At 38.7% G+C, this 22,937-nt stretch carries 20 protein-coding genes and 1 pseudogene; 6 read left to right on the top strand and 15 right to left on the bottom strand.

Features of this window, described 5'->3' with window-relative positions; all coding sequences use genetic code 11:
- Positions 1–293: 293 nt before the first annotated feature.
- Both pdxA and NQ185_RS20260 read right to left on the bottom strand, forming a co-directional pair.
- On the bottom strand, positions 294–1,292 hold the full coding sequence (gene pdxA / locus NQ185_RS13035) for a 4-hydroxythreonine-4-phosphate dehydrogenase PdxA (protein ID WP_257582326.1): 999 nt from the start codon (positions 1,290–1,292) through the stop codon (positions 294–296).
- Positions 1,285–2,538, bottom strand: coding sequence for a four-carbon acid sugar kinase family protein (locus tag NQ185_RS20260; RefSeq protein WP_257582325.1), 1,254 nt, complete (start codon positions 2,536–2,538; stop codon positions 1,285–1,287). Before NQ185_RS20260 ends, pdxA begins: the two co-directional genes overlap by 8 nt.
- A 186-nt stretch (positions 2,539–2,724) precedes the next feature.
- Here NQ185_RS20260 and NQ185_RS13025 point away from each other — a divergent pair, with 186 nt between their 5' ends.
- Positions 2,725–4,344, top strand: a complete 1,620-nt coding sequence (locus NQ185_RS13025; protein ID WP_257582323.1) for a SulP family inorganic anion transporter — start codon at positions 2,725–2,727, stop codon at positions 4,342–4,344.
- A 296-nt stretch (positions 4,345–4,640) separates the two neighbouring features.
- Here NQ185_RS13025 and NQ185_RS13020 read toward each other — a convergent pair whose 3' ends face one another.
- Positions 4,641–4,925, bottom strand: a complete 285-nt coding sequence (locus NQ185_RS13020) for a DUF2087 domain-containing protein (protein ID WP_257582322.1) — start codon at positions 4,923–4,925, stop codon at positions 4,641–4,643.
- 92 nt (positions 4,926–5,017) lie between these two features.
- Here NQ185_RS13020 and NQ185_RS20360 point away from each other — a divergent pair.
- A pseudogene (locus NQ185_RS20360) lies at positions 5,018–6,042 on the top strand (MMPL family transporter); the annotation flags it as partial.
- Complete coding sequence (locus tag NQ185_RS13010; protein ID WP_307000980.1) at positions 6,028–7,188, top strand: MMPL family transporter; 1,161 nt, start codon at positions 6,028–6,030, stop codon at positions 7,186–7,188. The pseudogene NQ185_RS20360 and the gene NQ185_RS13010, both read left to right, overlap by 15 nt.
- A 41-nt stretch (positions 7,189–7,229) precedes the next feature.
- Here NQ185_RS13010 and NQ185_RS13005 read toward each other — a convergent pair whose 3' ends face one another.
- The 9 genes from NQ185_RS13005 to NQ185_RS12965 all read right to left on the bottom strand — a co-directional run bounded on the left by NQ185_RS13005 (position 7,230) and on the right by NQ185_RS12965 (position 15,283).
- Positions 7,230–8,024, bottom strand: coding sequence for a phosphotransferase family protein (locus tag NQ185_RS13005; protein ID WP_257582319.1), 795 nt, complete (start codon positions 8,022–8,024; stop codon positions 7,230–7,232).
- 60 nt (positions 8,025–8,084) lie between these two features.
- Positions 8,085–8,384: a metal-sulfur cluster assembly factor gene (locus NQ185_RS13000; RefSeq protein ID WP_257582318.1), complete on the bottom strand. Its 300-nt coding sequence runs from the start codon at positions 8,382–8,384 to the stop codon at positions 8,085–8,087.
- A gap of 15 nt (positions 8,385–8,399) precedes the next feature.
- Positions 8,400–9,632, bottom strand: coding sequence for a hypothetical protein (locus NQ185_RS12995; protein WP_257582317.1), 1,233 nt, complete (start codon positions 9,630–9,632; stop codon positions 8,400–8,402).
- Between the two features lie 17 nt (positions 9,633–9,649).
- Positions 9,650–10,189, bottom strand: coding sequence for a DUF2249 domain-containing protein (locus tag NQ185_RS12990; protein ID WP_257582316.1), 540 nt, complete (start codon positions 10,187–10,189; stop codon positions 9,650–9,652).
- A gap of 32 nt (positions 10,190–10,221) precedes the next feature.
- Positions 10,222–10,551: a hypothetical protein gene (locus NQ185_RS12985; RefSeq protein ID WP_257582315.1), complete on the bottom strand. Its 330-nt coding sequence runs from the start codon at positions 10,549–10,551 to the stop codon at positions 10,222–10,224.
- A 21-nt stretch (positions 10,552–10,572) separates the two neighbouring features.
- Positions 10,573–10,806, bottom strand: a complete 234-nt coding sequence (locus tag NQ185_RS12980; protein WP_257582314.1) for a DUF2249 domain-containing protein — start codon at positions 10,804–10,806, stop codon at positions 10,573–10,575.
- A 600-nt stretch (positions 10,807–11,406) separates the two neighbouring features.
- Positions 11,407–12,825 carry a protoporphyrinogen oxidase gene (gene hemG / locus NQ185_RS12975; RefSeq protein WP_257582311.1) on the bottom strand — a complete coding sequence of 473 codons (1,419 nt, stop codon included), beginning with the start codon at positions 12,823–12,825 and terminating at the stop codon, positions 11,407–11,409.
- Between the two features lies 1 nt (position 12,826).
- Positions 12,827–13,936 (bottom strand): TIGR04053 family radical SAM/SPASM domain-containing protein, encoded by a 1,110-nt coding sequence (locus tag NQ185_RS12970; RefSeq protein ID WP_257582309.1) that lies wholly within the window; start codon positions 13,934–13,936, stop codon positions 12,827–12,829.
- 108 nt (positions 13,937–14,044) lie between these two features.
- Positions 14,045–15,283, bottom strand: coding sequence for a cbb3-type cytochrome c oxidase subunit I (locus NQ185_RS12965; RefSeq protein WP_257582307.1), 1,239 nt, complete (start codon positions 15,281–15,283; stop codon positions 14,045–14,047).
- Between the two features lie 146 nt (positions 15,284–15,429).
- Between NQ185_RS12965 and NQ185_RS12960 the strand changes: the two genes are divergently transcribed.
- The 3 genes from NQ185_RS12960 to ilvB all read left to right on the top strand — a co-directional run bounded on the left by NQ185_RS12960 (position 15,430) and on the right by ilvB (position 18,541).
- Positions 15,430–15,849, top strand: coding sequence for a YlbF/YmcA family competence regulator (locus NQ185_RS12960; RefSeq protein WP_257582306.1), 420 nt, complete (start codon positions 15,430–15,432; stop codon positions 15,847–15,849).
- A 132-nt stretch (positions 15,850–15,981) separates the two neighbouring features.
- The gene (locus tag NQ185_RS12955) at positions 15,982–16,680 is read left to right on the top strand and encodes a Crp/Fnr family transcriptional regulator (protein WP_257582305.1); all 699 of its coding nucleotides are present in this window, start codon (positions 15,982–15,984) and stop codon (positions 16,678–16,680) included.
- Between the two features lie 190 nt (positions 16,681–16,870).
- The gene (gene ilvB, locus NQ185_RS12950; protein ID WP_257582304.1) at positions 16,871–18,541 is read left to right on the top strand and encodes a biosynthetic-type acetolactate synthase large subunit; all 1,671 of its coding nucleotides are present in this window, start codon (positions 16,871–16,873) and stop codon (positions 18,539–18,541) included.
- Between the two features lie 203 nt (positions 18,542–18,744).
- Here the strand turns inward: ilvB and NQ185_RS12945 are convergent, their stop codons facing one another.
- The 3 genes from NQ185_RS12945 to NQ185_RS12935 form a co-directional block, all read right to left on the bottom strand.
- Positions 18,745–19,107 carry a cupredoxin domain-containing protein gene (locus NQ185_RS12945; protein WP_257582303.1) on the bottom strand — a complete coding sequence of 121 codons (363 nt, stop codon included), beginning with the start codon at positions 19,105–19,107 and terminating at the stop codon, positions 18,745–18,747.
- A gap of 228 nt (positions 19,108–19,335) precedes the next feature.
- Entirely contained in the window at positions 19,336–22,467 is a 3,132-nt protein-coding gene (locus NQ185_RS12940; RefSeq protein WP_257582302.1) for an MMPL family transporter, read from the bottom strand.
- A complete protein-coding gene (locus NQ185_RS12935) occupies positions 22,464–22,919 on the bottom strand; it encodes a MarR family winged helix-turn-helix transcriptional regulator (protein WP_257582301.1) in 456 nt (151 codons plus the stop codon). Before NQ185_RS12935 ends, NQ185_RS12940 begins: the two co-directional genes overlap by 4 nt.
- Positions 22,920–22,937: the final 18 nt, after the last annotated feature.

The raw sequence follows: 22,937 nt of genomic DNA, 5'->3' as shown, positions 1-22,937 counted from the left end.
GAATGAGTATTGAGATTGTGTATGCACCTCCCTAAAAGTTTAAGCATTTTGATGGTTTGAGAGCCTTAGAAAGCGATTACATTTATCTTGTAACTAATTATAATCCTTCTACTTATGAGTTTCTTTAGTATAAAAGTACAAAGTTAATCAATTATTTTGAATATTTTTTGTATATCATAACTAAAGATTTTGAGATGTATGATTTTCAATTAAAAAATCCAGCCTATAATACAAGCTGGATTCTATCTATCATTTTTTATAAATAAATTAGCTTTGCCAATATCGCATTTTCTTTATTTCTTTACCCTCGGTACCAATTCCACCGCCCGCCGAATTGCTTCCATCAAACTTCTCTCATCTGCAATCCCTTTACCCGCTATATCAAAAGCGGTTCCATGATCCACACTTGTTCTAATAATTGGAAGTCCGACTGTAATATTGACACCTGCGTCGAGTCCAAGTACCTTTACAGGGCCATGTCCTTGATCGTGATACATCGCTACCACTACATCAAAATCGCCGCGCACAGCACGGAAAAACAAAGTATCTGCCGGTAATGGACCGATGGCGTCAATCCCTTCTGCTTTTGCTTTTTTTACAGCTGGGATAATTTTATCTTCTTCTTCGCCATAACCAAAAAGACCATTTTCTCCTGCATGGGGATTGATTCCACAAACCGCAATCTTTGGCTGATCAATTCCCGCACGGGTTAAGGTTTCATATGCTAATCGAATAACCTCGTAAACTCTTTGTGGATTAATCATTTTGATTGCATCAATAATTCCGACATGAGTTGTTACATGGATGACTCGCAAATTAGGTGCCGATAGCATCATAGAGAAATCCTCTGTATTCGTTAGAGCAGCCAATATTTCGGTATGCCCTGGATATGTATGCCCCCCTTTATGGAGTGCTTCCTTATTTAACGGTGCAGTACAAATAGCATCAATTTCCTTATTTAATGCCAGCTCCACCGCCTTTTCCACAAATTTATAAGCGGCGTGTCCTGATTCAGCGGAAATTTGTCCAATCGATATTTTTTTCGGTAAAAGGTCTAGATCATAACAATTGATAACATTTGGTGAAAATTCCGCCTGATTCAATCCAGATATTGAACGAATATCCAAATCAGAATGAATAAACGCCTTTGCACGTTCAAGAATTTTTGCATCTCCAATTACAATCGGGCGGCAAACCTCATGTATTTCCGCATGTCCCAAACTTTTTAAAATAATTTCAGGCCCAACACCTGCGGAGTCGCCCATTGTAATGCCAATCAAAGGTTTAAACATCTGTATCACTGTCCTTTAAAAAATGTAATGCATGTTTCAAAGAGTTTTTCGTACCAAATCCTCCTGCTTTCGTCACTGCCCATAACTCCCTTTTGTATCCTAGTAATCTCCCAAATGGCAACCCTGTCTCAACTTCGGCAATTAATTCTATTTCAACAATTCCAAGTTTCGAACAAACTGCCTTTGCCGTATCACCACCTGTTAAAAACAGCCCGTTGACGGATTCAATATTTTCACAAATGACTAGTGCCATCTCACCGAGTCCCTCAACAATTTGCTCACTAATCTCTAGAGGATATCTTTCATTGGAATCTACGTATAACAAGATATGGTCAACCTCAGGCCGTTTTTGGATATTATTTAATATCGTTTCCATTTTTATTGATTGCTTTAATAGTTGATACACATCTACTTTAATAGTAAATGTATTTGGCATTCTCTCAACTTCGCGAAGTTGTTTCCGGGTAACGCTTGATAAGCTCCCGGAAATCGTCAATGTTTTTTCAATAGCGTATTTAGGTATTTCAAGCAGTTGTGAAGTTCCCAATTTTAGACTTGACGGCAAATATTCTAATAAACCCGCTGATCCTGCCCATACTATCTTTAGTCCTGTTTTCAAAAACTTATCGATAATTTCGGTAAAATCCGTTTCCTTTTCTACGTCACATACAATCCAATTTTCACCCAATTGGATCGTTTGTATAAAATCTTCATCCGTTTTTCGAATGGTGTCCAAATTATATACAACCGCTCTTTTCTTCGCTTGTATATAGAGGAGATCTGGAATATAACTTACATTCACCGGGGTTTTTGGATCTTTTGCAAATTCCGATTCTGTTATAATTTCTCCATTGATATAATGATGACCTTCTTTTGTTATCCTTCCTAGTTTAGGAAAAGCGGGTACGATCACAACAATATCGGGCTCATATACTTTTTCAATAGCTAATAATTCGCTTCCTATATTTCCCCTTAGTGTAGAGTCAATTTTTTTATAAATATGAGTAACCCCTATGCGAAACATGTATTGGGCAGCCTTTAAAACTCTGGAATAAGCTTTAGAAGGCTCTATAGATCGACTGTTTGTATCGACTACTAATACATCATTGTTCGTAATATCTGTGTCCACTTCTAAGTGGATTCCTACTGATGTTCGTAAACCCTTCTTCGCTAACTGAACTCCTGAATCATTTGCTCCTGTAAAATCATCCGCAATGATACCGATTTTGTTATTTACTATAAACACACCCTTTAACGAATGGACTGTAACTAAAGTATAATACTATTTTCAATGAATAGCCTGTGAATTTTCACTACTTTAAAGCGCTGAACCATTGAAAATTTATCAGTTCCATGATACAATCAATTTTGTTCACTAATATTATAATGCTGTCCTTTTTTTATAAAAAATGAAATCAGGGGTGAAGTACATTTGTTAGGTGATTATCGTTTTCGCGATTTTCAGCCCGCAAACCTCCGCAAAGACTTCATTTCTGGGATAACTGTCGGTATTGTGGCCATTCCTCTTGGGATGGCTTTTGCCATCGCTTCAGGTGTTAAGCCGGAATATGGAATTTATACGACGATTATCGCAGGATTGCTTGTATCTTTGTTAGGTGGTTCTCGCTTTCAGATTGCCGGTCCTACAGGAGCATTTATTCCAATTTTACTCGCAGTCGTGCTTCAATACGGATATGAGAATTTGTTGGTTGCTGGTTTAATGGCAGGAGTCATGCTCGTCATCATGAGTTTTTTCCGGCTTGGAAATTTAATTCATTTTATTCCGAGATCTGTAACGATCGGTTTTACGACGGGGATTGCTGTCATTATTTTCAGCGGACAGATTGGAAACTTTTTCGGCCTTACTGGGCTGGAAAAGAAAGAGTATTTTCATGAAAATATGCTGGAGATTTTTAGACATTTTGGCACTTTGAATGGATTTAGCATTCTAACAGCCGTCATTGGACTGGTTGCAATCATTACTGTGCCTCGGATATCACCGCGAATTCCTGTTTTACTCGTTGGTCTAATTATACCGACAGTAGTTTCAGTCCTTTTTTATCCAACCCACGTCGAAACGGTTGGTACTGCCTTCGGTGGCATTCCACAATCATTGCCGGCTTTTAAGTTTCCTGAGATTACTTTTGGTAAAATAAGTGAACTATTCGTACCTGCACTTGTGATCGCAGCTTTAGGGGCGATCGAATCCTTACTTTCGGCCGTAGTCGCAGATGGAATGACGAATGAAAAACATCATTCTAATCGTGAGCTTTTTGGTCAAGGGATTGCCAATATTGTTGCGCCGCTTTTTGGCGGAATTCCTGCAACTGGAGCGATTGCAAGAACGGCCACTAATATTAAATCAGGTGCCGTAGGAAGATTTTCCGGAATCATGCATAGCTTGTTCGTGTTAATCACATTGCTGCTTTTTGCACCATACGCTTCTCACATTCCGCTTGCAGCAATGGCGCCGCTGTTAATGTTTGTCGCTTGGAATATGGCTGAGTTGAAATCTTTCAAACAACTATTAAAGCTAAGGACGAGTGATTCGGTCGTTCTCGTAACAACCTTTTTACTCACTGTTTTTGTAAATCTGACTGTTGCAGTTCAAGTAGGAATACTGCTTGCCATTCTTTCTTTTATAAAAAAGAAAAGCGAATTGTTGCAAGTCAACCAAAGACAAGATGCTTTGGACCTGACATCCCATTTTCGCTATAAAACATTTACGATTAAAGGCCCGTTGTTTTTTGGAACTGCCCAGGCGTTTGAACACCTCCTTCATTCAACGCTTGAAAGTACTCCACGAGTCATTATTTTAAATATGTCTGAGGTAACGACTATTGATGCGACAGGAGAAGAAAAACTGGCCTCTTTCATTAAAAACTTTAAAAAGTTGGGCGGTACCGTATTAATTTCTGGCTTACCCGATTGGGGATTTAAGCTCTTTCAAAAAAGCGGCTTAGTTGATGATATTGGTCATGAGTCATTTTATATTGATGAAGGGAGCGCAACGGAATCAATGCCTGACCATCTCAAAGCGGCGGGGGATTGATCCATTCTTTATGAATCCCTTCTTTTTTTCTTCCTATATTCCTATCACATCATTTCACGCTTGCAAGAAGGGTGGGGCATAGTAGTTTTTCCCACTATGTTTGCAGGAGACTCAGTAAATGCAATACTACCAGTAGCATTAGCAACAATTTCTGCTGGGCTTGTTGCACTAGCATTAAGGAGAAAGCTTCATTAAAACGTTATATAGATGAAGAAAGTGCAAGGATCAGTTCCCTAAGGGAATTAATCCTTTTTTCATTTTCTTTAAAGATCTTCAATGTCCCCCAACAAAAGTATTCAAATGTCGCTCCCTTTCTCTGATTTCCAATACTCTCTACCATCTAACGTCCTGTTCAACCATTTATTTTCGAATAACTCCCGTCTTAAAAGAGCGGAATCGCTAAATGTATGCCATTCCTCTAATATGGCATTTACCTCTTTTTCCGAATAGGTACGTCCTTCATCAAATTTTCTGGCCAAAAATTCAACGGCTAATGATTTTTTACTTCGCTTCGCTGGCCATGACTTTAACTGACCCTTTTCATTGAAAAAACCTTTTAGTTCATTTGGCGGATTCATCATTCAAATCCCTCCCCCTTCACGATTTCTATAAAACTATCATAATTTACAAAATAGTGACTGGCAATTATTGGCGTACTTGTTGCACTTTCGATATGATAAAAACAGTGAAATTGTTTTTAAGGGGACCTAATATGAATACTCTCGGCAAAATAACATTCAAGCATAGAAAACTTGTTTTAATCATCTGGTCTTTACTATTCATTCTATCAGGAATTTTCGCCTTGAAGCTACCATCTGTTTTAGGTGGAAGCGGTTTCGAATACGATGGTTCCTATAAAGAAGTTGAAAAAATCATGGATGAAGATTTCGATATTCCAGCCTCCTCTTTGATTTTGCTATTTGAAAAAAGCAATGATGCGGCAGAACATGATTTTATGGCGTACATAGAAAATACGATTACGCACGTTAAAGAAGTTAAAGATGTAGAGATTCAGTATTCTTCACCTCAAATAAAAGATAACCGAGCATTTGCCATTCTATCTTTTACCAATAAAGACCATATGCCGGAGAATATTTCAAATGTACGGGACAGGCTGGAGGACGAAGGTTCTTTTTCTGTTGGTCTGACAGGACGGGCCGTCATTGAAGAGGATATGAATAAAGCGGCACAAGAGGATTTAGTACGGGCCGAGCTAATCGGGATTCCCATTGCTTTGATTGTACTTCTGCAGCTTTTCGAGGTGTGATCGCCGCACTTATTCCTTTAGTTACTGGTTTTGTCAGTGTTGTCGTTGCGATGGGACTGCTTTACTTTACTGGGCAAAAATTGGATCTTTCTATTTTTGTTTTGAATACGGCCCCAATGATCGGCCTTGCACTCGGAATCGACTTTGCCCTACTTTTCGTCAATCGCTTCCGTGAAGAATTAGAAATAAAAAAGACGGACGTTGCCATTGCAAAAACTGTAGCGACTTCTGGAAGAGCCATTCTTTTTTCGGGTTTTTGCGTATTGCTCGGCTTAATTGGAATGTTATTTATTCAAGCCGGGATCTTTCAATCTGTCGCTTTAGGCGGAATCGCGGTTGTTTTTACTTCTGTTTTGGCTGCTAATACATTCTTACCTGCATTATTATCCGTCCTTGGGCCACATATTAATAAGTGGATGATTTTAAAAGAAAGCAAAGGGAAGGAAAGCAACTGGCATTCATTTGCTCGGTTTGTGATGAAAAGACCTGTCGTTATGGCACTTGCCGCAACCATCTTACTCATTATAGGCATGATTCCGGTAGGGGATATGCGACTAGCCATTCCTGAATCGGATTCATTGCCAACATCATATGAATCGCGAACGGCTTTTGAAAAATATAAGGAAACCTTTGCAGAAAAAGATAAGACAATTGTATATATTATTGCTAGTAGTGACAAGGATATGGTTGATTCTTTGGAAAAATTGGAGAATGTTATCAATGACATTCAATCCGATTCTCTCGTAAGTGAAGTTGACTCCATTTTTTCAGCTACACAAATGTCTGCTGACGAACTAATTGCAGTGAGTAATATCCCTGAATTAGAATCTCAATTGGCGCCTGCTTTCGAGCGATTAACGAATAAGAATGAGGCACTTCTCCAAGTAAAATTAAACGCGAAGAACTCCTCTGCAGAAGCAAAAGATTGGGTAAGAGAATGGGAGAAAAAGAAGACAGATCTCATTTTAAAAATCGGTGGGGAGTCGAAGTTCCATCAGGAAATTTTTGATGAAATATTCAATAAGCTTCCTTACAGCTTGGCTTTCATCTTAATTTCAACGTATATCGTCCTTTTTATCGCGTTCCGATCAGTATTGATTCCGCTAAAAGCCATTTTGATGAACGTAGTAAGCTTAGGTTGTACGTTTGGTATTATTGTTTGGCTTTTCCAAGAGGGGCATCTCAGGTTTCATGCATCCGATATTGCTTTAATGATTCCTGTATTCGCCTTTAGTATCGTTTTTGGACTAAGCATGGACTATGAAGTCTTCCTTATTTCACGAATATACGAGATTTATCTTGAAACTGGAAATAACAACAAAGCCACTTTAGAAGGTTTGATATCTACGAGTAAAATTATTACTTCAGCTGCTGCGATCATGATTGTCATTACTGGTGCATTCGGTTTTACTGGCATCATTCCCGTTCAACAAATGGGCGTTACAATTGCATTGGCCATTTTTATCGATGCTACTATTGTGCGTATGGTACTTGTTCCATCTTTAATGAAGCTGCTTGGTGATATAAACTGGTGGTCGCCATTTCATAAAAAGCGACGCATCAAACAATATGGGTAAAGGAAAATGGAGCGTGGGGTCTAGACCCAGCTCCATTTTTCTTATAAAAATTCATATACGCCATTCGCAAAATACTCATATTCGCTTTCGGTGATAATCTTTTCCCCATATCCCTCAAAAAAGGCCTTTTTATCTCCTTCACTTGTAAAAAAAGTTTCATCAGGCTGAATGGCAAGTGCCACGTCAAACCTTGGATCTCCGTATGCTCCCCCGCTCCAGTCGATGACGGCAGAAACTTTCCCATCATGAACAAGGACGTTATCAACTGTAAAATCCCCTTGGATAAGAGTTTGCTCGATTGTTTTCGGTTTTTCTCTTTTCAACTGTTCCAAAAGCTCTGGTGTACCGTCTAAGTCATAAAGCTTTAATTCTATTTCAGCCTTATCAAAGATTTTATCCAGCCATATTGTATCTGGTTGATAGATTTCTTCCGGACATTTTGTAGAGTGAATCTCCTTCAGTACTTTTCCAAATTGATAAATGAGGCCTCGTTTCTTTTCTGGATCTGTTTCTTTCTGCAACGCTTCACCCATCGTTTCACCCTGAATATAATTCATTAACATCCAAGACTCATTGAGTTCCGAGTTCTTTTCAAATGCATGAATGACAGGAATGGGCAGATGCGTTTCGCTTAAACTTTTTAAGATAAATGCTTCTCGTTCAAGCCATCCAGCAAATCGATCTCCCTTTGATCGTTTTAAAACAAAAACCCCATTTTCCCCCTTAACAATCCCTACATTCGACGTACATCCCTGATCTGGAAACGTCATCTGCTCTATTTTCCCTATTATGTTTAATAGTTTTATAGGTATTTCCTGTTCAGCGATTGGAACCACATCGTTACCCCCGATTTATGTTCTTTTCTTTATATTCGCTGAACGTGATTAAAAGTGCAACTATCGAATCCCTAGTATATCTTTTCCTTCTCTACTAATCATTTCTGGTGACCACTTTGGTTCCCACACAAGATCTATTTCTACATCTTCCGTTTCAAGTTTTTCTTTTAAAACGTATTTTACTCCGCCTACGATCGTATCGTGCATTGGACATCCCGGGGTTGTCAATGTCATTTTTATATAGACGTGACCATCATGATGCTGTATATCGTAAACAAGACCTAGATCAACAATGTTTATGCCAAGTTCAGGATCATATACATATCGTAATAATTCCTCAATATGTTCTTCCATTTCCATATACGCTCCCTTTCTTTAATGTGCAAAGACCCGGCCAATCAAGATCATATAAAGGATTGAAAAAAGCGAGAAGGCAGATCCACCAATTGCAATGAATAATGCAGCATTAAAAGCAATCCCAACAAAGATAAACATAATGAAAAGGGCTACTAGGATTAAGCCATATTCCACTTTCTTTTCATTAAGCAAATCAGCCATTAATGGTGTTCCCGGCTTTCCGGCATGCTGTCCATATTTATGCGTCCACCATAAAAACGGTACAATTTTTGAAGCATAGCAAAGAATCGTAAACGACACCCAGCCGCCAATATAAATCCATCCTGCCAAAGTAACTGACTTCGAATGAAGCAATTGATCAGGAATTAATAAAGCGTATATTGTCATACCAATCGCAAAAACCATAAGTGCTTGACTAGCATAAACGGACCATTTGATTCCGAGACCTGGATTTTGCTTGACGCGATGTTTTTTGATTTGCAGTAAATGGATATTGTAGGTGACAATCGCTATTGTAACGAACAGTAGAGAGATCCATTTAGTCCAAATATTCCCTCCCAAAAGAAAGGACGCCACACCTGATATAACCCCAATATTCCATACGATTAATGTTGCTTTTTGTAATTTGATTGGAAAATGGTGAGAAAGATAAAACATTGGCAGCATTTTATAACTAAATCCAGTTATAAGCATTCCAAACCAACCAATCGTTCCTAACCAAATATGAGCTCCGAACAATCTTTCGTGAAAGGAAGCCAAATTTCCTGTTAAAAAATTCAACCCCATCGCCATTCCGAACATCCCAGTAAGCACTAAATATAAAACTGCGCATGCAGCACTAATTGTAATGGCATCCCAGTGCTTTGCCCGAAATAACGTAACCGCCATATTCCAAGCGAATAACAAAATTCCAATAAAGGTAACCGTGGCAAACCCAGCAATCATCGGTACTTTTCCACTCCAAAAGCCATACAAAAGACCACATAACCCAATTGTAAAGAATGCATAATGAACATATCCTAGTTTTTCACTATATATTTTTGATTGAAGAATGACATGGATAAGTTGATAGACCGCTCCCATCGCAAGCATCGTCGCCCAACCAAGAATAAATAAGTGGGTATGAAACCAGCCGCTTGGTCCTCTGAGCCCCATATTGATCCACTCAGATAGTGAAACTAGCGAGATGATATGAAAAAATACAAAACCGATCATTCCTGTAATAATGAATAAAAATGGGAGTCGGAACATTTTTTTCTCGCCCCCTTTTATACTTTTTTGATCCTAACTTTTGCCGATCCGTCTTCTTGTTCTTCTACTTCAAAAGGGTAACCGAAGCTATTTAATTCTTCGATTAGAAAAACTGGAACCCGATCATTGTGAATATGAACTTCATCGCCTGGAAGACTGCGATCTAATGCGGCAAGAGTGCGCATCATCGGTTGAGGCGGTTCTAATCCTCGATTATCCAACGTAAATGTTTTTGATGATCCATCCGCTAACCTTCTTGCCGTTGGACGAGGTTTTTCATGTATATCTGACTCATCCAAATCCAATAAATGCTTATTCTTTTTGTTAACAAAAGTGACAATCCAGTGGTCTTTTTCTATTTTTTCCACTTTGTTTACAAAGCCCCTTACCTTTAAAATGCCTAATAACGGAGTAGGTTTAAAAGTGGCGTGAAGAACAAAGATATCGTCTTTTTTTAATTCTTTGACTGTGTCCATGATTAGTTGAAACGGTTCAAGTTTTTTTCGTAAATGAGGTCGAACGTCCAGTTCAACGATATTCCGATTTTCTTGTTCCAATGTGGAATCACCTCTAAACAGGCAGTAGCTAGTTAAGCTGCTGCCTCATATTTTTTCGCCTCTGAATAAAGGCCCGCCATCCCACCGTAAAGTGAGTAAAAAAAGCTGTCAGGTGCATCCATTGAAAAAGAAAAATATTGCTTTGGATCCATTCCGAGCATTTTTTCAAATAATTTTGCACTGTCGTACGCATAAAAACAAAAATACGTATACTGGAATACAGGCATTTTTTCAAAAATTGTTACGATATCATGAGCATATTCCTCAATGTTCGTTGCTGCTTCTTGAACCATTGAAATCGCATCATCAATCGATACAAAAATTTTTATTGTTTTTTCATCTATGATTTCTACGTTTGCCATGGTAACCGGCCTCCCCGGCAATTATAGTCTTTCTATCTTAATTTGATATGTCTCAGGTCCCCGCTCAATGTATTCCCAGTCAAATTCACCAGGGAACATGGATTCAAATTGAAATTGTAAAGGAACTGGATCATGGTCATTAACAATAAGCATCGCTTCTGAAGGACTTAGCTTTTTAAACGTTTCAAAAATCACCTTATGCTTTAAATGTGGCGGGTATTCTGTAACCTTGACTGTTTCCGTTATAGTTGACATTTTTTATTCCTCCTATGGATTATTGTTTACATTCATTAGTTTAAGCGGGATTGGAATGAGTTACTGTGATTTCCATCACATAATTGAAAACAATTCTCAATAGGGAATATGTTGATTCCGCAAAACATAGTGCTTCCTCATTATTATCGTAAATAAGACTATTATTCTCGATGAAACCATGCCTTTTCCCCTTTTAGTCGAGAATTACCATGTTATTCTCGACTAAAACTTGCGGCTTCGCTTTTTAATCGAGAATTATCCTTTTATTCTCGACTAAAACCTGCAGCTTCACTTTTTAATCGAGAATTATCTTGTTATTCTCAACTAAAACCTGTTGCTTCCCTTTTTAATCGAGAATTATCTTATTATTCTCGACTAAAACTTGCGGCTTCCCTTATTAATCGAGAATTATCTTGTTATTCTCGACTAAAACCTGCGGCTTCCCTTTTTAATCGAGAATTATCCTGTTTTTCTCGACTAAAACTTGCGGCTTCCCTTTTTAATCGAGAATTATCCTGTTATTGTCGACTAAAACCAGGATCTTCCGTTTTTAATCGGGAATCCCCTAAAAGTAATTACGTAAACATCTCTTTTAAGCCTTCACAGAGCAGTTAAATAATCGAAAGTTTCCATTGCTGCTTTTTTCCCTTGTTGAATGCAATCAGGGATTCCGACGCCATCGTACCCTGCACCGCACAAAAAGATGCCTGGCATATTGATTCCTAATTGCTCTCTGATCATTTTCAGCTGTTCTTTATGACCAACTGGATATTGTGGCATGGAGTCAAGGCAGCGTGTAATTTCAGAAAAGAAAGGCTTCGCCGTGATTCCCATCATATCGTGTAAATCCTTGCTTACGGCGGACAGAAGCTCTTGATCAGATAATTTCAGCCACCCCTCCGAACCAGCCCGTCCAACAAATACTCTAAAAAGAACATTTCCTGAAGGTGTAGTATGAAGCCATTTTGACGATAACCATGTACATGCAGTCATCGTCCTTCCTTCTTTACGGGGAACGAGGAATCCGGAACCACTTAATGGAAAACGGACATCTTCCTTCTTGAAGGCTAAGGCAATATTTGCCACTGATACGTACGGAATTTCCTCTAGCCATTTAAAACCTGGCAATAATGTTGCTGCCTTTGAAGTTGGCATTGCCAAAATCAACCCATCAGCTTGGAGTTCTGTACCATTTTCAAGAATTAGCTTATATCCCTTTTCACATTTCGTTAATTTTTCTACTCCTTGACCATTAATGATCTCAATCGGCCGTAAAACATCCTCAAGGCGATCGACTAATGTAGATAGCCCATTTTTATAACTGAGAAACATGCTTTTCTTTGCTATTTCTGGCAATCCTTTTATAGGCTGTGGCGAATGATGACTAGTCATGATTCCTTTTATTAAACTGCGATGTTTTTCCTCCATTAACTTAAATTGAGGAAATGTCGAATTTATACTAAGGAATCTTGCGTCACCAGAATAAATTCCAGAGAGAAGAGGTTCTGTTATATTTTCCAATACTTCTTTCCCAAGTCTCCGTTCAATAAAATGACCTAAAGATTCGTCGCCACCAGTTCTTTTTGGTAAAACTAAATCCATCGCTGCGCGAATTTTTCCAAGAGGTGATATTAAGCCTGTCTTGATAAAGGGAACCACTTTTGTCGGGATTCCAAGAACAAGACCCGGCGGCATTGGATGAAGTTTACCTTTATTTAAAATAAAGGTAGACTTTGCATTTGGATTCGTTCCAACTAGTTCATCTTCAAGTCCTAATTCTTTTGTAAGCTCCATTATTGGTTGCTTCCTTGCTAGAAAGGAATCGGGACCTTTTTCGATAATGAATCCTTCGTGATGAAGTGTTTGGATTTTGCCTCCTAAGCGATCACTTTTTTCTACGATACTGATTTCTACGGGCACTTGCTGCTCTTCAAATATTTTTTTCGTGTAAAAGGCAGCACTCAAACCAGCGATGCCTCCACCTACAATGACAACCTTTTTCCCGCGTGGGGTCTCCATATTAGACACATCCTTCGTGACCGATTTTGGATTCCCACGCTTTTGGGATATATGAGCAATACGGTTCACTTTCTAAATAATCACCCGTAACGGCATAGGCTCTTGCTCTGGACCCGCCGCAAATTTCTTTAAATTCACAAACACCACATTTTCCTTTTAATAATGATTTGTCGCGTAATTGCTTCATGATAGGTGAGTTGCGATAAATATCGATTAATGATTGTTCCCTAACATTCCCACAAACAACTGGTAGAAAGCCACTCGGATACACATCACCAATATGACTGATAAATACGAAACCATCTCCGTCATTCACACTTTTATGAGCGCGGCCTAAGAAATCAGGTCGTTTCAATTCTGTATTAGACAAACCTAAACGTTCTTTCTCTTGCATAAACACTCTTCGATAATGTGGTGCTTCTGTTGTTTTTACTCCATACGGCATTTTTTGCTGCACTTGATACAACCACTTCATTACTTCCTCATGCTGTTCCGGTGTAATGATATCTTTTTGCATCCCTCTTCCTGTTGGCACGAGGAAAAATAAGCTCCACAACACAGCTCCCATTTCCTTAACCTTTTCGGAAATCGCTTCTAGATCATGAAGATTATAATTGGAGACAGTTGTATTTACTTGAATAGGGATTTGAAGTTCCTTTAAATATTCAATCCCTCTCATCGTCATATCGTAGGAACCCCTCGTTCCTCTAAAATGATCGTGAATTTCTGCACAAGAGCCATCAAGACTGAAAGCCCATCTCGACAATCCGACCTCTTTTGCTTTCTCAATCGCTTTCTTCGTTACTCTTGGCGTAGCACTAGGTGTCATGGAAACGGGTAATTTTTTCTCCTCAATTGCATATTTAGCCAACTCATATAAATCTGGACGCATTAAAGGATCGCCCCCTGTAAAAACAAATAAAGGATTATCCATTTTAGCAATATCATCAATTAGCCTTTTTCCTTCTTCAAAGGAAAGCTGCCGAGGGTCTGCTTTATATTGTGCTTCCGCACGGCAATGCAAACATTTCAAAGCACAAGCCCTTGTCACTTCCCAAATTACGATAAAAGGATTCTCGTTATAGTCTCTTTCTTTCAATAAAGGTATCACGTATTGATCTCCTTTCTTGCGGATAGGTCCGTTAAACATAGGCTACTAAAAAAAATAAATTCATTCTGTGATGAAAGTCACACAATCCTATATTTTTTAAAAGGAGAATTAATAACGAAATACCTTAAGCAGCTCCACTATATAAATAATGACACAGCTTACTGCCAATATTTGTCCAAGAACGGCGACTAAAGTGAACTTAAAAACAAATCCAATGACTAGTACGGTTATGCCTAATAAATACACACAAAGTTCTAAAGTCATCCGATTCCCAGGCAACATTTCATATAAAAGGACAGCTGTTTTTCGATCTTCCTTCGTCCGATAACGATATGGCCACCATAAAAAAGGGATGATTTTATACAGATAACTTAAGATTGAAGAGGAAAACCACCCTAAAATGAGTATAATGATAAATTCTTCCTGAAATGCGTCTGTTATATTCGATAATAAAAACAGAAAATACATTATGGGAATAAGATAAAAAGCGACCCTGACTGTTCCAATCGGAAGTTTCCCTCTTCTGTATTTTCGGACTTGAAAGATATAAAAAACGAACCAGCCTATTGCACCCATTATGAAAAACGTACCAAGGTTGGCGAGCCAGTTCAATGAATTCCAAAAAGAGACGACATGCAACCATACGGCTATATGATAAAACCCGATGATCCAATAAGACGATGTAGTTACTTTTTTTGTTGACACATAAAACATAGGAAGCAATTTGAAGCTATAGACGATAATTAATCCCGATAACCAACCGGCAATCCCCATCCACATGTGACTTTTAAAAACTGCCTCATACTTCTCAACATCCACCCCATATCCATACCCAAGGCCCATCGCAATTCCGAGGAAAATCGTCATTAAGAAAGCTGTCAGCGAAAGGGTCACTCCAAAAACAAATACATTCCAGATTCTTTTTCGAATAAAAGTCATACAAAGGTTGAAAACGTAAAGGAATCCACCAATAACAATGAAACTTCCTCCCAAAACAATGAGTTTCATATTTATAAAAAAGCCGCTTACTAATCCAATGAATCCAACTAAATAACAGAAAAAATGGATATACCCAATTGTTCTGCTATATAGAGATGTCACTAAGACAATTTGCGTAATCTGATAGCTCGCTCCCATTGCGACCATTGTCGCCCACCCTAACAAGAAAACATGGGCTAAAAACCATCCCATTGAGTTTCGAAATGATTCGAACTGAATAAGGTCAGGTATAAACCAAATGGCCGCAACCATACCAATTAAAAAAAGCAGCATCCCGCTCGCAAAAAAAGAAAAGGATAGTTTTAAAATATGTAAATGTGGCGGAACTTTTCGCTTTGTTGTATTCATTTCCTCACCTCAAAATACGTCCTATTCAATATCAGTTTTTCTGATTACGCTTCTTCTGTCAAATAAAAGGGAAATGTGAGTTCAATCACAGTATTTCTAAAGAAAGAGATGTAAAGTTAAATAAAATTGAGAAAGAGGCGATACATATGATTATCAAAATAGACAAACAACCTGTTTTTGAATATATGGAAAAACTTTGTGCCGCATTATTGGAACAAGATGCATATACAGATTTGAAGTACATGATGAGTCAATTTTACGAAAATGAGAATGCAATTGAGCAATACGAGCATTTTAAGGAGAAGCAGAAATATCTGTACGATAAAGAGCAACACGGGATCGAACTAACAGAAGAAGAAATTAGCGATTATAATGAGGAAGAACTTGAACTCTTTAATAACGAAAGTATTCGCCAATTTTTATATGCTCAGAGGGAATTTAATGATCTCCAAAGTATCATAAACCAATATTTTCAAAAAACAGTTGAACTCGGCGCTGTTCCGAAACGAAGGGAAATTAAAAAAGGCGGCTGTGGATGTGGTGGAAGCTGCGGCGGTGGCCATTAATTTATATAATACAAAAACGGTATGCTATAGCTGCCGTTTTTTTGTTGTTTATAAATACGTACTTGAGAAAAGGAGAAAAAATATGTAAGCTGCGTTATAATTAAAAAGAGAATAAGAGGAAGTTGGGATTTAATGAAAAAAAATAATACGACTGTATCTCTGAAAAATGTTCCCCTGTTTCATGATTTAAACCAACAGGAAATTGAGAAAGTGGAAGAAATTACAATATCTCGATCATTATCAAAGAAATCCATTGTTTTTTCTGAAGGCAGTGAGAAAGAAGCTGTATATTTTATTAAACAAGGATTAGTTAAAACATACAAAACTGATGAAAATGGGCATGAACAAATTGTTTCTTTTTTAAAGGCTGGCGATATGTTCCCCCACACCGGATTTTTCAATCAAAACCCTTATCCCGCAACAGCTGAAACAATTGTAGATACAGTGCTTTTAGCGATTCCACTGCAAATGTTTGAACACTTAATGATGAATACTCCTTCCATTGGTATTAAAATGATGCGTGTTATGGGTGACATCATTATGGAGCTTCAGCAAAGATTGCAGGTGTTATCTGGAAAAGATGTTAAACAACGGGCACTCTCTTTTCTTTTAAGACTGGCGGAGCAGCACGGAGTGGAGAAGGAAGAAAACACCATTATTATTAACGTGCCAATGACCCACCAAGAATTCGCCAACTCTGTCGGCACGACAAGAGAAACGATCAATAGACTTTTGAACCAGCTTGGAAAAGACAATATTTTGAAAGTGGATCGAAATCGTATCGTTATAACAGATGTTGAAGCATTGAAGGAACAAATGGAATACAAATAATTCAATAAAGAGGAATGGATTTTTCATTCCTCTATTCTGGACGATAGCTATAGGGCTATCGTTTTTTATTTTAAATTTTATTGTGATGTGAGTCACAATGCCAACTATCGTTATCTGTTAAAGTATCTCTTATAACAAAAACTGAATTTTCTACATATTCCACGGATTTTCATAGGAGTGATGACAGATAATGTATGGGGCGCAAATACTAATACAATCTTTAATTGAACAAGATGTCGATACTATTTTTGGATATCCTGGTGGCGCCGTGCTGCCAATTTATGATGCTTTATTTGACTGCAATAGAATTAATCATGTTCTAGTAAGACATGAACAAGCTGCCGTCCATGCGGCTGATGGGTATGCAAGAGTAACAGGAAAACCAGGGGTAGCTCTTGTGACAAGTGGACCCGGCGCGACCAATGCTGTAACCGGTATTGCCACTGCCTATATGGATTCGGTTCCGCTGCTTATTATGACTGGTCAAGTCCCTACGAACTTACTCGGTCTAGATAGCTTTCAAGAAGTCGATATTTATGGGATGACGATGAATATAACAAAACATAATTATATGGTCATGGATATCGCTGATCTTCCACGGATTATAAAGGATGCTTTCCATATCGCAAATACGGGACGTCCGGGTCCGGTTCTTATTGATTTCCCGAAAAATATTATGACAAACAAACTGGAATCTTATGATGGACCGCAGAAAGACCAAGTTCACATACAAGGATATGAACCGTGCCTATCCATTTCTGAAAAAGAATTTGATGAAATGGTGGAACAGATAAAAAGGGCATATAGTCCAGTACTCGTTGCGGGGGGCGGCTGCATAGCGGGAAATGGTCCATCCTTATTATTTGAACTCGCAACTCGGTGCGATATTCCCGTAACTTCCACTTTAATGGGCATTGGATCCTTTCCAGTCGATCACACATTGTTTCTGGGAATCGTTGGAATGCATGGTACCGTTGCCGCCAATCGTGCTGTCCAAGGTGCTGATGTGTTAATATGCTTAGGAATGCGTTTTAGTGATCGAGTTACAGGCAGTAAAAAAACATTCTCACCAAAGTCATTTAAAATTCAAGTAGATATCGATCCCGCTGAATTAAATAAAAATGTCCAAGTTGACCTAGCGGTTTCAGGTTCGGTGGAATATGCACTGTATGGAATCCTGAAACGTGTATCTGAAAATAAACATACTGCTTGGCTCGAAAAAATTAGTGGTTGGTCCAAACAAGCGCCCGCGTTTAAGCATAAAGAAGACGAAGTTTTGACACCCCAAGAAGTAATCCACTATATTGATGCAGCAACCGATGAAAATGCAATTATTTCTACTGACGTTGGACAACATCAAATTTGGACTGCACATCATTACACTTTTACAAAACCTCGCTCCTTTTTGACTTCAGGTGGTCTTGGAACAATGGGATATGGATTCCCGGCCGCCATAGGGGCAGCGGTCGCAAGCCCTGATAGACAAGTAGTTTGCATTAGCGGAGATGGAAGTTTTCAAATGAATATGCAAGAAATTATGACTGCAGTAGACTTAGGGTTAAATGTAAAAGTCGCTATACTCAAAAATGGCTATCTCGGAATGGTGAGACAATGGCAGCAATTGTTCTTAAATAATAGATACTCAGCGGTGCGCATAAGTTCACCTGACTTTGCTTCATTGGCGAAATCGTTTGGAGCGCATGGTTTTACTGCAAGGACAATCGAAGAGGCACATGCCATTATTAATCTCGCTTTTAAAATAGAGGGGCCAGTCATTATGGAATTCTATGTAAATGAAGAGGCTAATGTATATCCAATTGTCCCGCCAGGTGCTAGTAATCAAGATATGATAGAGAATTAATAGGGTATGGGGATATGTCTTTTTTAAAATGATTGATGAGATTCGGGCAGGGATTGATGATCGTTCTGGATTAATTGATGACGGCTCGATGGTAATTGATGAGATTGCCGTAATAATTGATGAAGGTTTTAGATTAATTGATGAAATTGCTAGACCAGATCATAAATTAAGGCTGTTCCATGTAAGGAACAGCCTCGATTTTGTTATTCTACAATCAATTTTCCAACCATGTCACTATGGCCGGCGCCACAGAAAATAGAACATTCGTATTTGAATTCTCCTGTTTTATCTGCTACGAAAGAAATCGTTTTGTCTCCTTGTACCTCTTGGTTATAGCCATCAAATTTTACTGCATGATTTCCTTCTGTGTTTTTAAGAGTTACCTTTACAGTATCTCCTTTGTTTACTTTGATTTCTTTTAAATCAAATTCGAAGTTTGTTGCATCTATCGTGAATTCTTTTACCTCTCCATTTCCTTCGGCGGCACCACTATCTTTACTGCCACAAGCACCTAATAAAAGGGCGGATAAAATCACTAAACAGAAAGCCAACATCATTTTTTTCATAGTTTTAACTCCTCCTTGAACTTTTATAATTTAAGTTTAAAAGTAAAATGGCACTCTAACTATGATATAAATCACACTTATAAGGAAATGTTGACAGCCTGTCCTAATAGTGAAATTCCGATGAACCGTTGGTATTACTAAGTTTCACTACAAAAATCACACTAAAGTGCAGTTTCGTTCACAAAATTGTTATAAAAAGTCCCAAAGGAATCACCCTTTGGGAAAAAGTTATCTATCTATTTTTTTAGGTATAAATGGCCACCAGTTTGCTTTCCCGAGCATATTGATTAGGACGGGTACAAATAGAGGCAATATGATAAGAGCGTAAAATAATAATCCACTTAATACAAGCGTTGCGATTTGCAGCATCGATAAGACGCCTGATGGAAGCATAGCAGCGAAGGTACCTGCTAAAATGACGGCGGCACTCATAATGACAGTACCCATATTTTTCATCGCCATCATGATGCCTGTCTTCACATCTAGTTCCTTATATTCAGAGAAACGATCCATCAAGAAGATTGAGTAATCGACCCCAAGGGCAATCAGGATGACAAAGCCGAAGAATGGTGTAACCCAGTTGATTCCTGGGTATCCCAAAATATTTACAAAAATTACTTCCGTCATCGCAATGGAAGAATAATAAGTTAATAGAAGTGATGCAATAATATAAATCGGCATGACGAGTGAACGGAGTAAAATAATCAAGATGAGAACTATTCCAATCATCATGAACGTAACTGTTTTCGTATAATCGGAGTTGGACATTGCCTCAAGATCGTGGTTAATACTCGTAACCCCGCCTATTCCTACGTTCGCTTGTTCCAGTTTTGTATTTTTCGTTGCGTCCTTCACTGTTTTTTCGACTTCTGAAATCATCTCCATCGATTCTTTTGCATATGGATTTGAATCAAGCACGACATCCATCGTCGTCATTTTACCGTCTTTTGACATATAGATATCGAATACTCTTTGAAACTCTTCATCTGTTAAAAGTTCATCAGGTATATAAATGCCGGACTGTTGTAAGTCTGTATCTTTAGCTAAATTAGCTAAATAATTCTCGGCTTCCCCAAATCCATCTTCAATTTTCCCAAGACCTTCGCTGCTTTGAGCGAGGCCATCACTCAACTCCTCGAGCTGTCCACCCATGTCTCCGAAGCCCGTTTTTAGCTGTTCTTGACCTTTGGCGATGTCACCAAGACCAGATGCAATCGAAGGAATTTGCTTAACAACTTGATGCTGTCCATTTGTTGCCTGACCTAAGCCTGATTGAAGCTTTTCCAATCCATTTGCAATCTCATTTAACCCTTTAGAAAATTCACCTAATCCACCACTGATTTCACTTAAATTTGTGCTGGCCTCTTTCAGTCCAGCACTCACCTTTTCCAATTCTGCGTTTAATGCCGAAACTGTTCCACTTGCAATGGCAACTTGCTTTGTAGCGTCACCAATGATTGTTTGGATTTTTCCTAGATTTGGATCCTGCGCAATTTCCGGATGGTTTTGAATGAGCTTCGTGAGCGGTTTTTCAAGGGACATCAACTTACCTTGAGCACCTTCTAATGTGGCAGGAACTTTTTCGTATTCACTAATTAGGTTTGCTAGACCACCTTGAGCTTGCTCGTAGCCAGACAATAATTGGGCAGTGCCGCCTTGAAGCTCCCGTGCTTTTTTACTAGCTTCAGAAGCACCTTTTTTCAAATCACCTGCCCCAGCTGTTCCTTGGCGAATTCCATTTTCAATGGAGCTTAATGCAGTTTGCAGCTCCACGACTCCAGATTGTAACTTTTCCGTTCCATCATTTAACTCGCCAATTCCAGCAGTCGCTTTTTCAATTTCAGGCTTTGAGTCTTTAATAGAAGTTGCTGCTTCATTGAGACCATCTTTGATTGTAGCAATCCCTTCAGTTCCTTCTCCAATTCCTTTCCCAAGTCGATCTGCCTGATTTTTCACATAAAGGTCATCAATTTTATCGCCTGTTGGGCGTGTGACACTACGGACCTTATTTACATGGTCTAGGTTTTCCAATCTATTACTAATTGATTCTATTAAAGTGACATACTCCTTCGTTTTCATCGAATCATCGTTTTCGAGCACCACTTGGATCGGCATGATTTCCCCTGGCCCGAAGTTTTCTGCTACGAGATTAAATCCTTTCACAGAATCATAGTCATCGCCAATTTCATCAAGGGAATTAAAAGATAGATCCCCGTCATAGCTAACAAGAAGCGGTACGATAAACATAGCAACAATTCCGAGCGCAATGAGCGGCCTTGTAATAGCGAGATTTCCCATCCATCCCCATAGTTTGCTTTCAGAATGGGAGATATTTTTTTTCACCGGCCAGAATAATGCTGTTTTCAGTGTAGCCATGAAAAACGGAACGATTGTAAAGAGCGCAATCATTAAGATGAAAACTCCGACCGCCACCCCAACGGCTGATTGGTAAAGTTTAAAAGTGGCAAAACCGATGGATGCGAATCCAATCATGACAGCAATGGCACTAAAAATAACCGTTTTCCCAGCAGTTTTGTATGTGGCGACGATGGCGGATTGAGTATCCAGCCCATTTGAAAGTTCTTCTTTATAACGACTAAGCAATAATATACAATAATCGGTCCCAATTCCGAATAAAACCGCCACCATAAAGGTTTGTGTAAAATTAGAAACTGGAAAATTAAGTATATCCACCAAAAACGCGACAATCGCTTGGCTCACCAAATACGTCATTCCAACTGTAAGGAGCGGAATAAACGGAGCAACGGCCGAGCGGAACACAAGTAAAAGGATCACCATGATAAAGATGACGGTAATCACTTCCGTCTTGGCCAAACCTTTTTCAGAACTGATGATGACATCCTCCGTAATTAATGCATTCCCGGTCAAATAAGTATCCACATCTTTTGTGGCAACTGCTTGATCCAGCAGATCCCTTACATCTCTGATTTCTTTATCGCCCATTTTCACATCCAGCAAGGCAATGATGGTGTTCCCATCCTTTGAAACAAGTTGATCTTTAAGGGCTTCGTCTGTAAAATGTGTTGTAATATTACTGATGCCTAGTTGTGACTGATCCTTTTCCAGTTTTTCCATTGTTGCTTCAATTTCTGCTAGTTGTGAATCGGAAAACTTTTTATTATCATGAAAAACGGCGATAAAGGCACTCGTTCCTTTTTCCTTTGAAGAATGCTTCGCAACGATTTCTGAAGCGGCCTTAGAAGGATAACCATCTGCAACTTCAAGCTGCCCCTTGTCTCTAATTAATTGAGCCATATTGGGGGAATTCATCATAAGGACGATCGCTGAAATAATCCAAATCGCAAGGATTGCCCATCTAAATCTTAATATCGATCTCATTCTTCTTCCCCCTTGTAATTCTCTATATAGTCAGCTATTTTTACATATACATTAAGAAAACTTTCCATCTCCGTTTCTGGTATTTTTTTTACGATTGTATCGACAAATTCATTCACTTTACTTTCGATAGACTTATAAAGTTCTGTTCCTTCTTTCGTCAGACCCAAGTAAACATTTCTGCGGTCTTTCTCATCCCTTTGCCGCTCGACTAATCCTTTTTTAACGAGCTTATCGACTCTCACCGTAATTGCACTTTTATGTACAAGCTGCTTTTCTGCAAGTTCAGAAGCACGTACCTGTCCTTTCATGTACAGCAAACGTACAAGCGAAAACTGCTCAAGCGACAGTTCTTCCATCAGCTGTTCCGACATTAATGTAGATATACTCTTCGTACCATGCATGAAAATATCCATGTAACGATCGAAAATAAGTTGGGCTCTTTCTTTATTCATATTAGTTCACCTCATCAA

It is taken from the genome of Lederbergia panacisoli, from assembly GCF_024626525.1.
In the GTDB taxonomy this organism is placed as follows: Bacteria; Bacillota; Bacilli; order Bacillales; family Bacillaceae_C; genus Lederbergia; species Lederbergia panacisoli.
The sequence above is the reverse complement of the archived record's forward strand: the minus strand, read 5'-3'. Positions and strand labels throughout refer to the sequence as shown.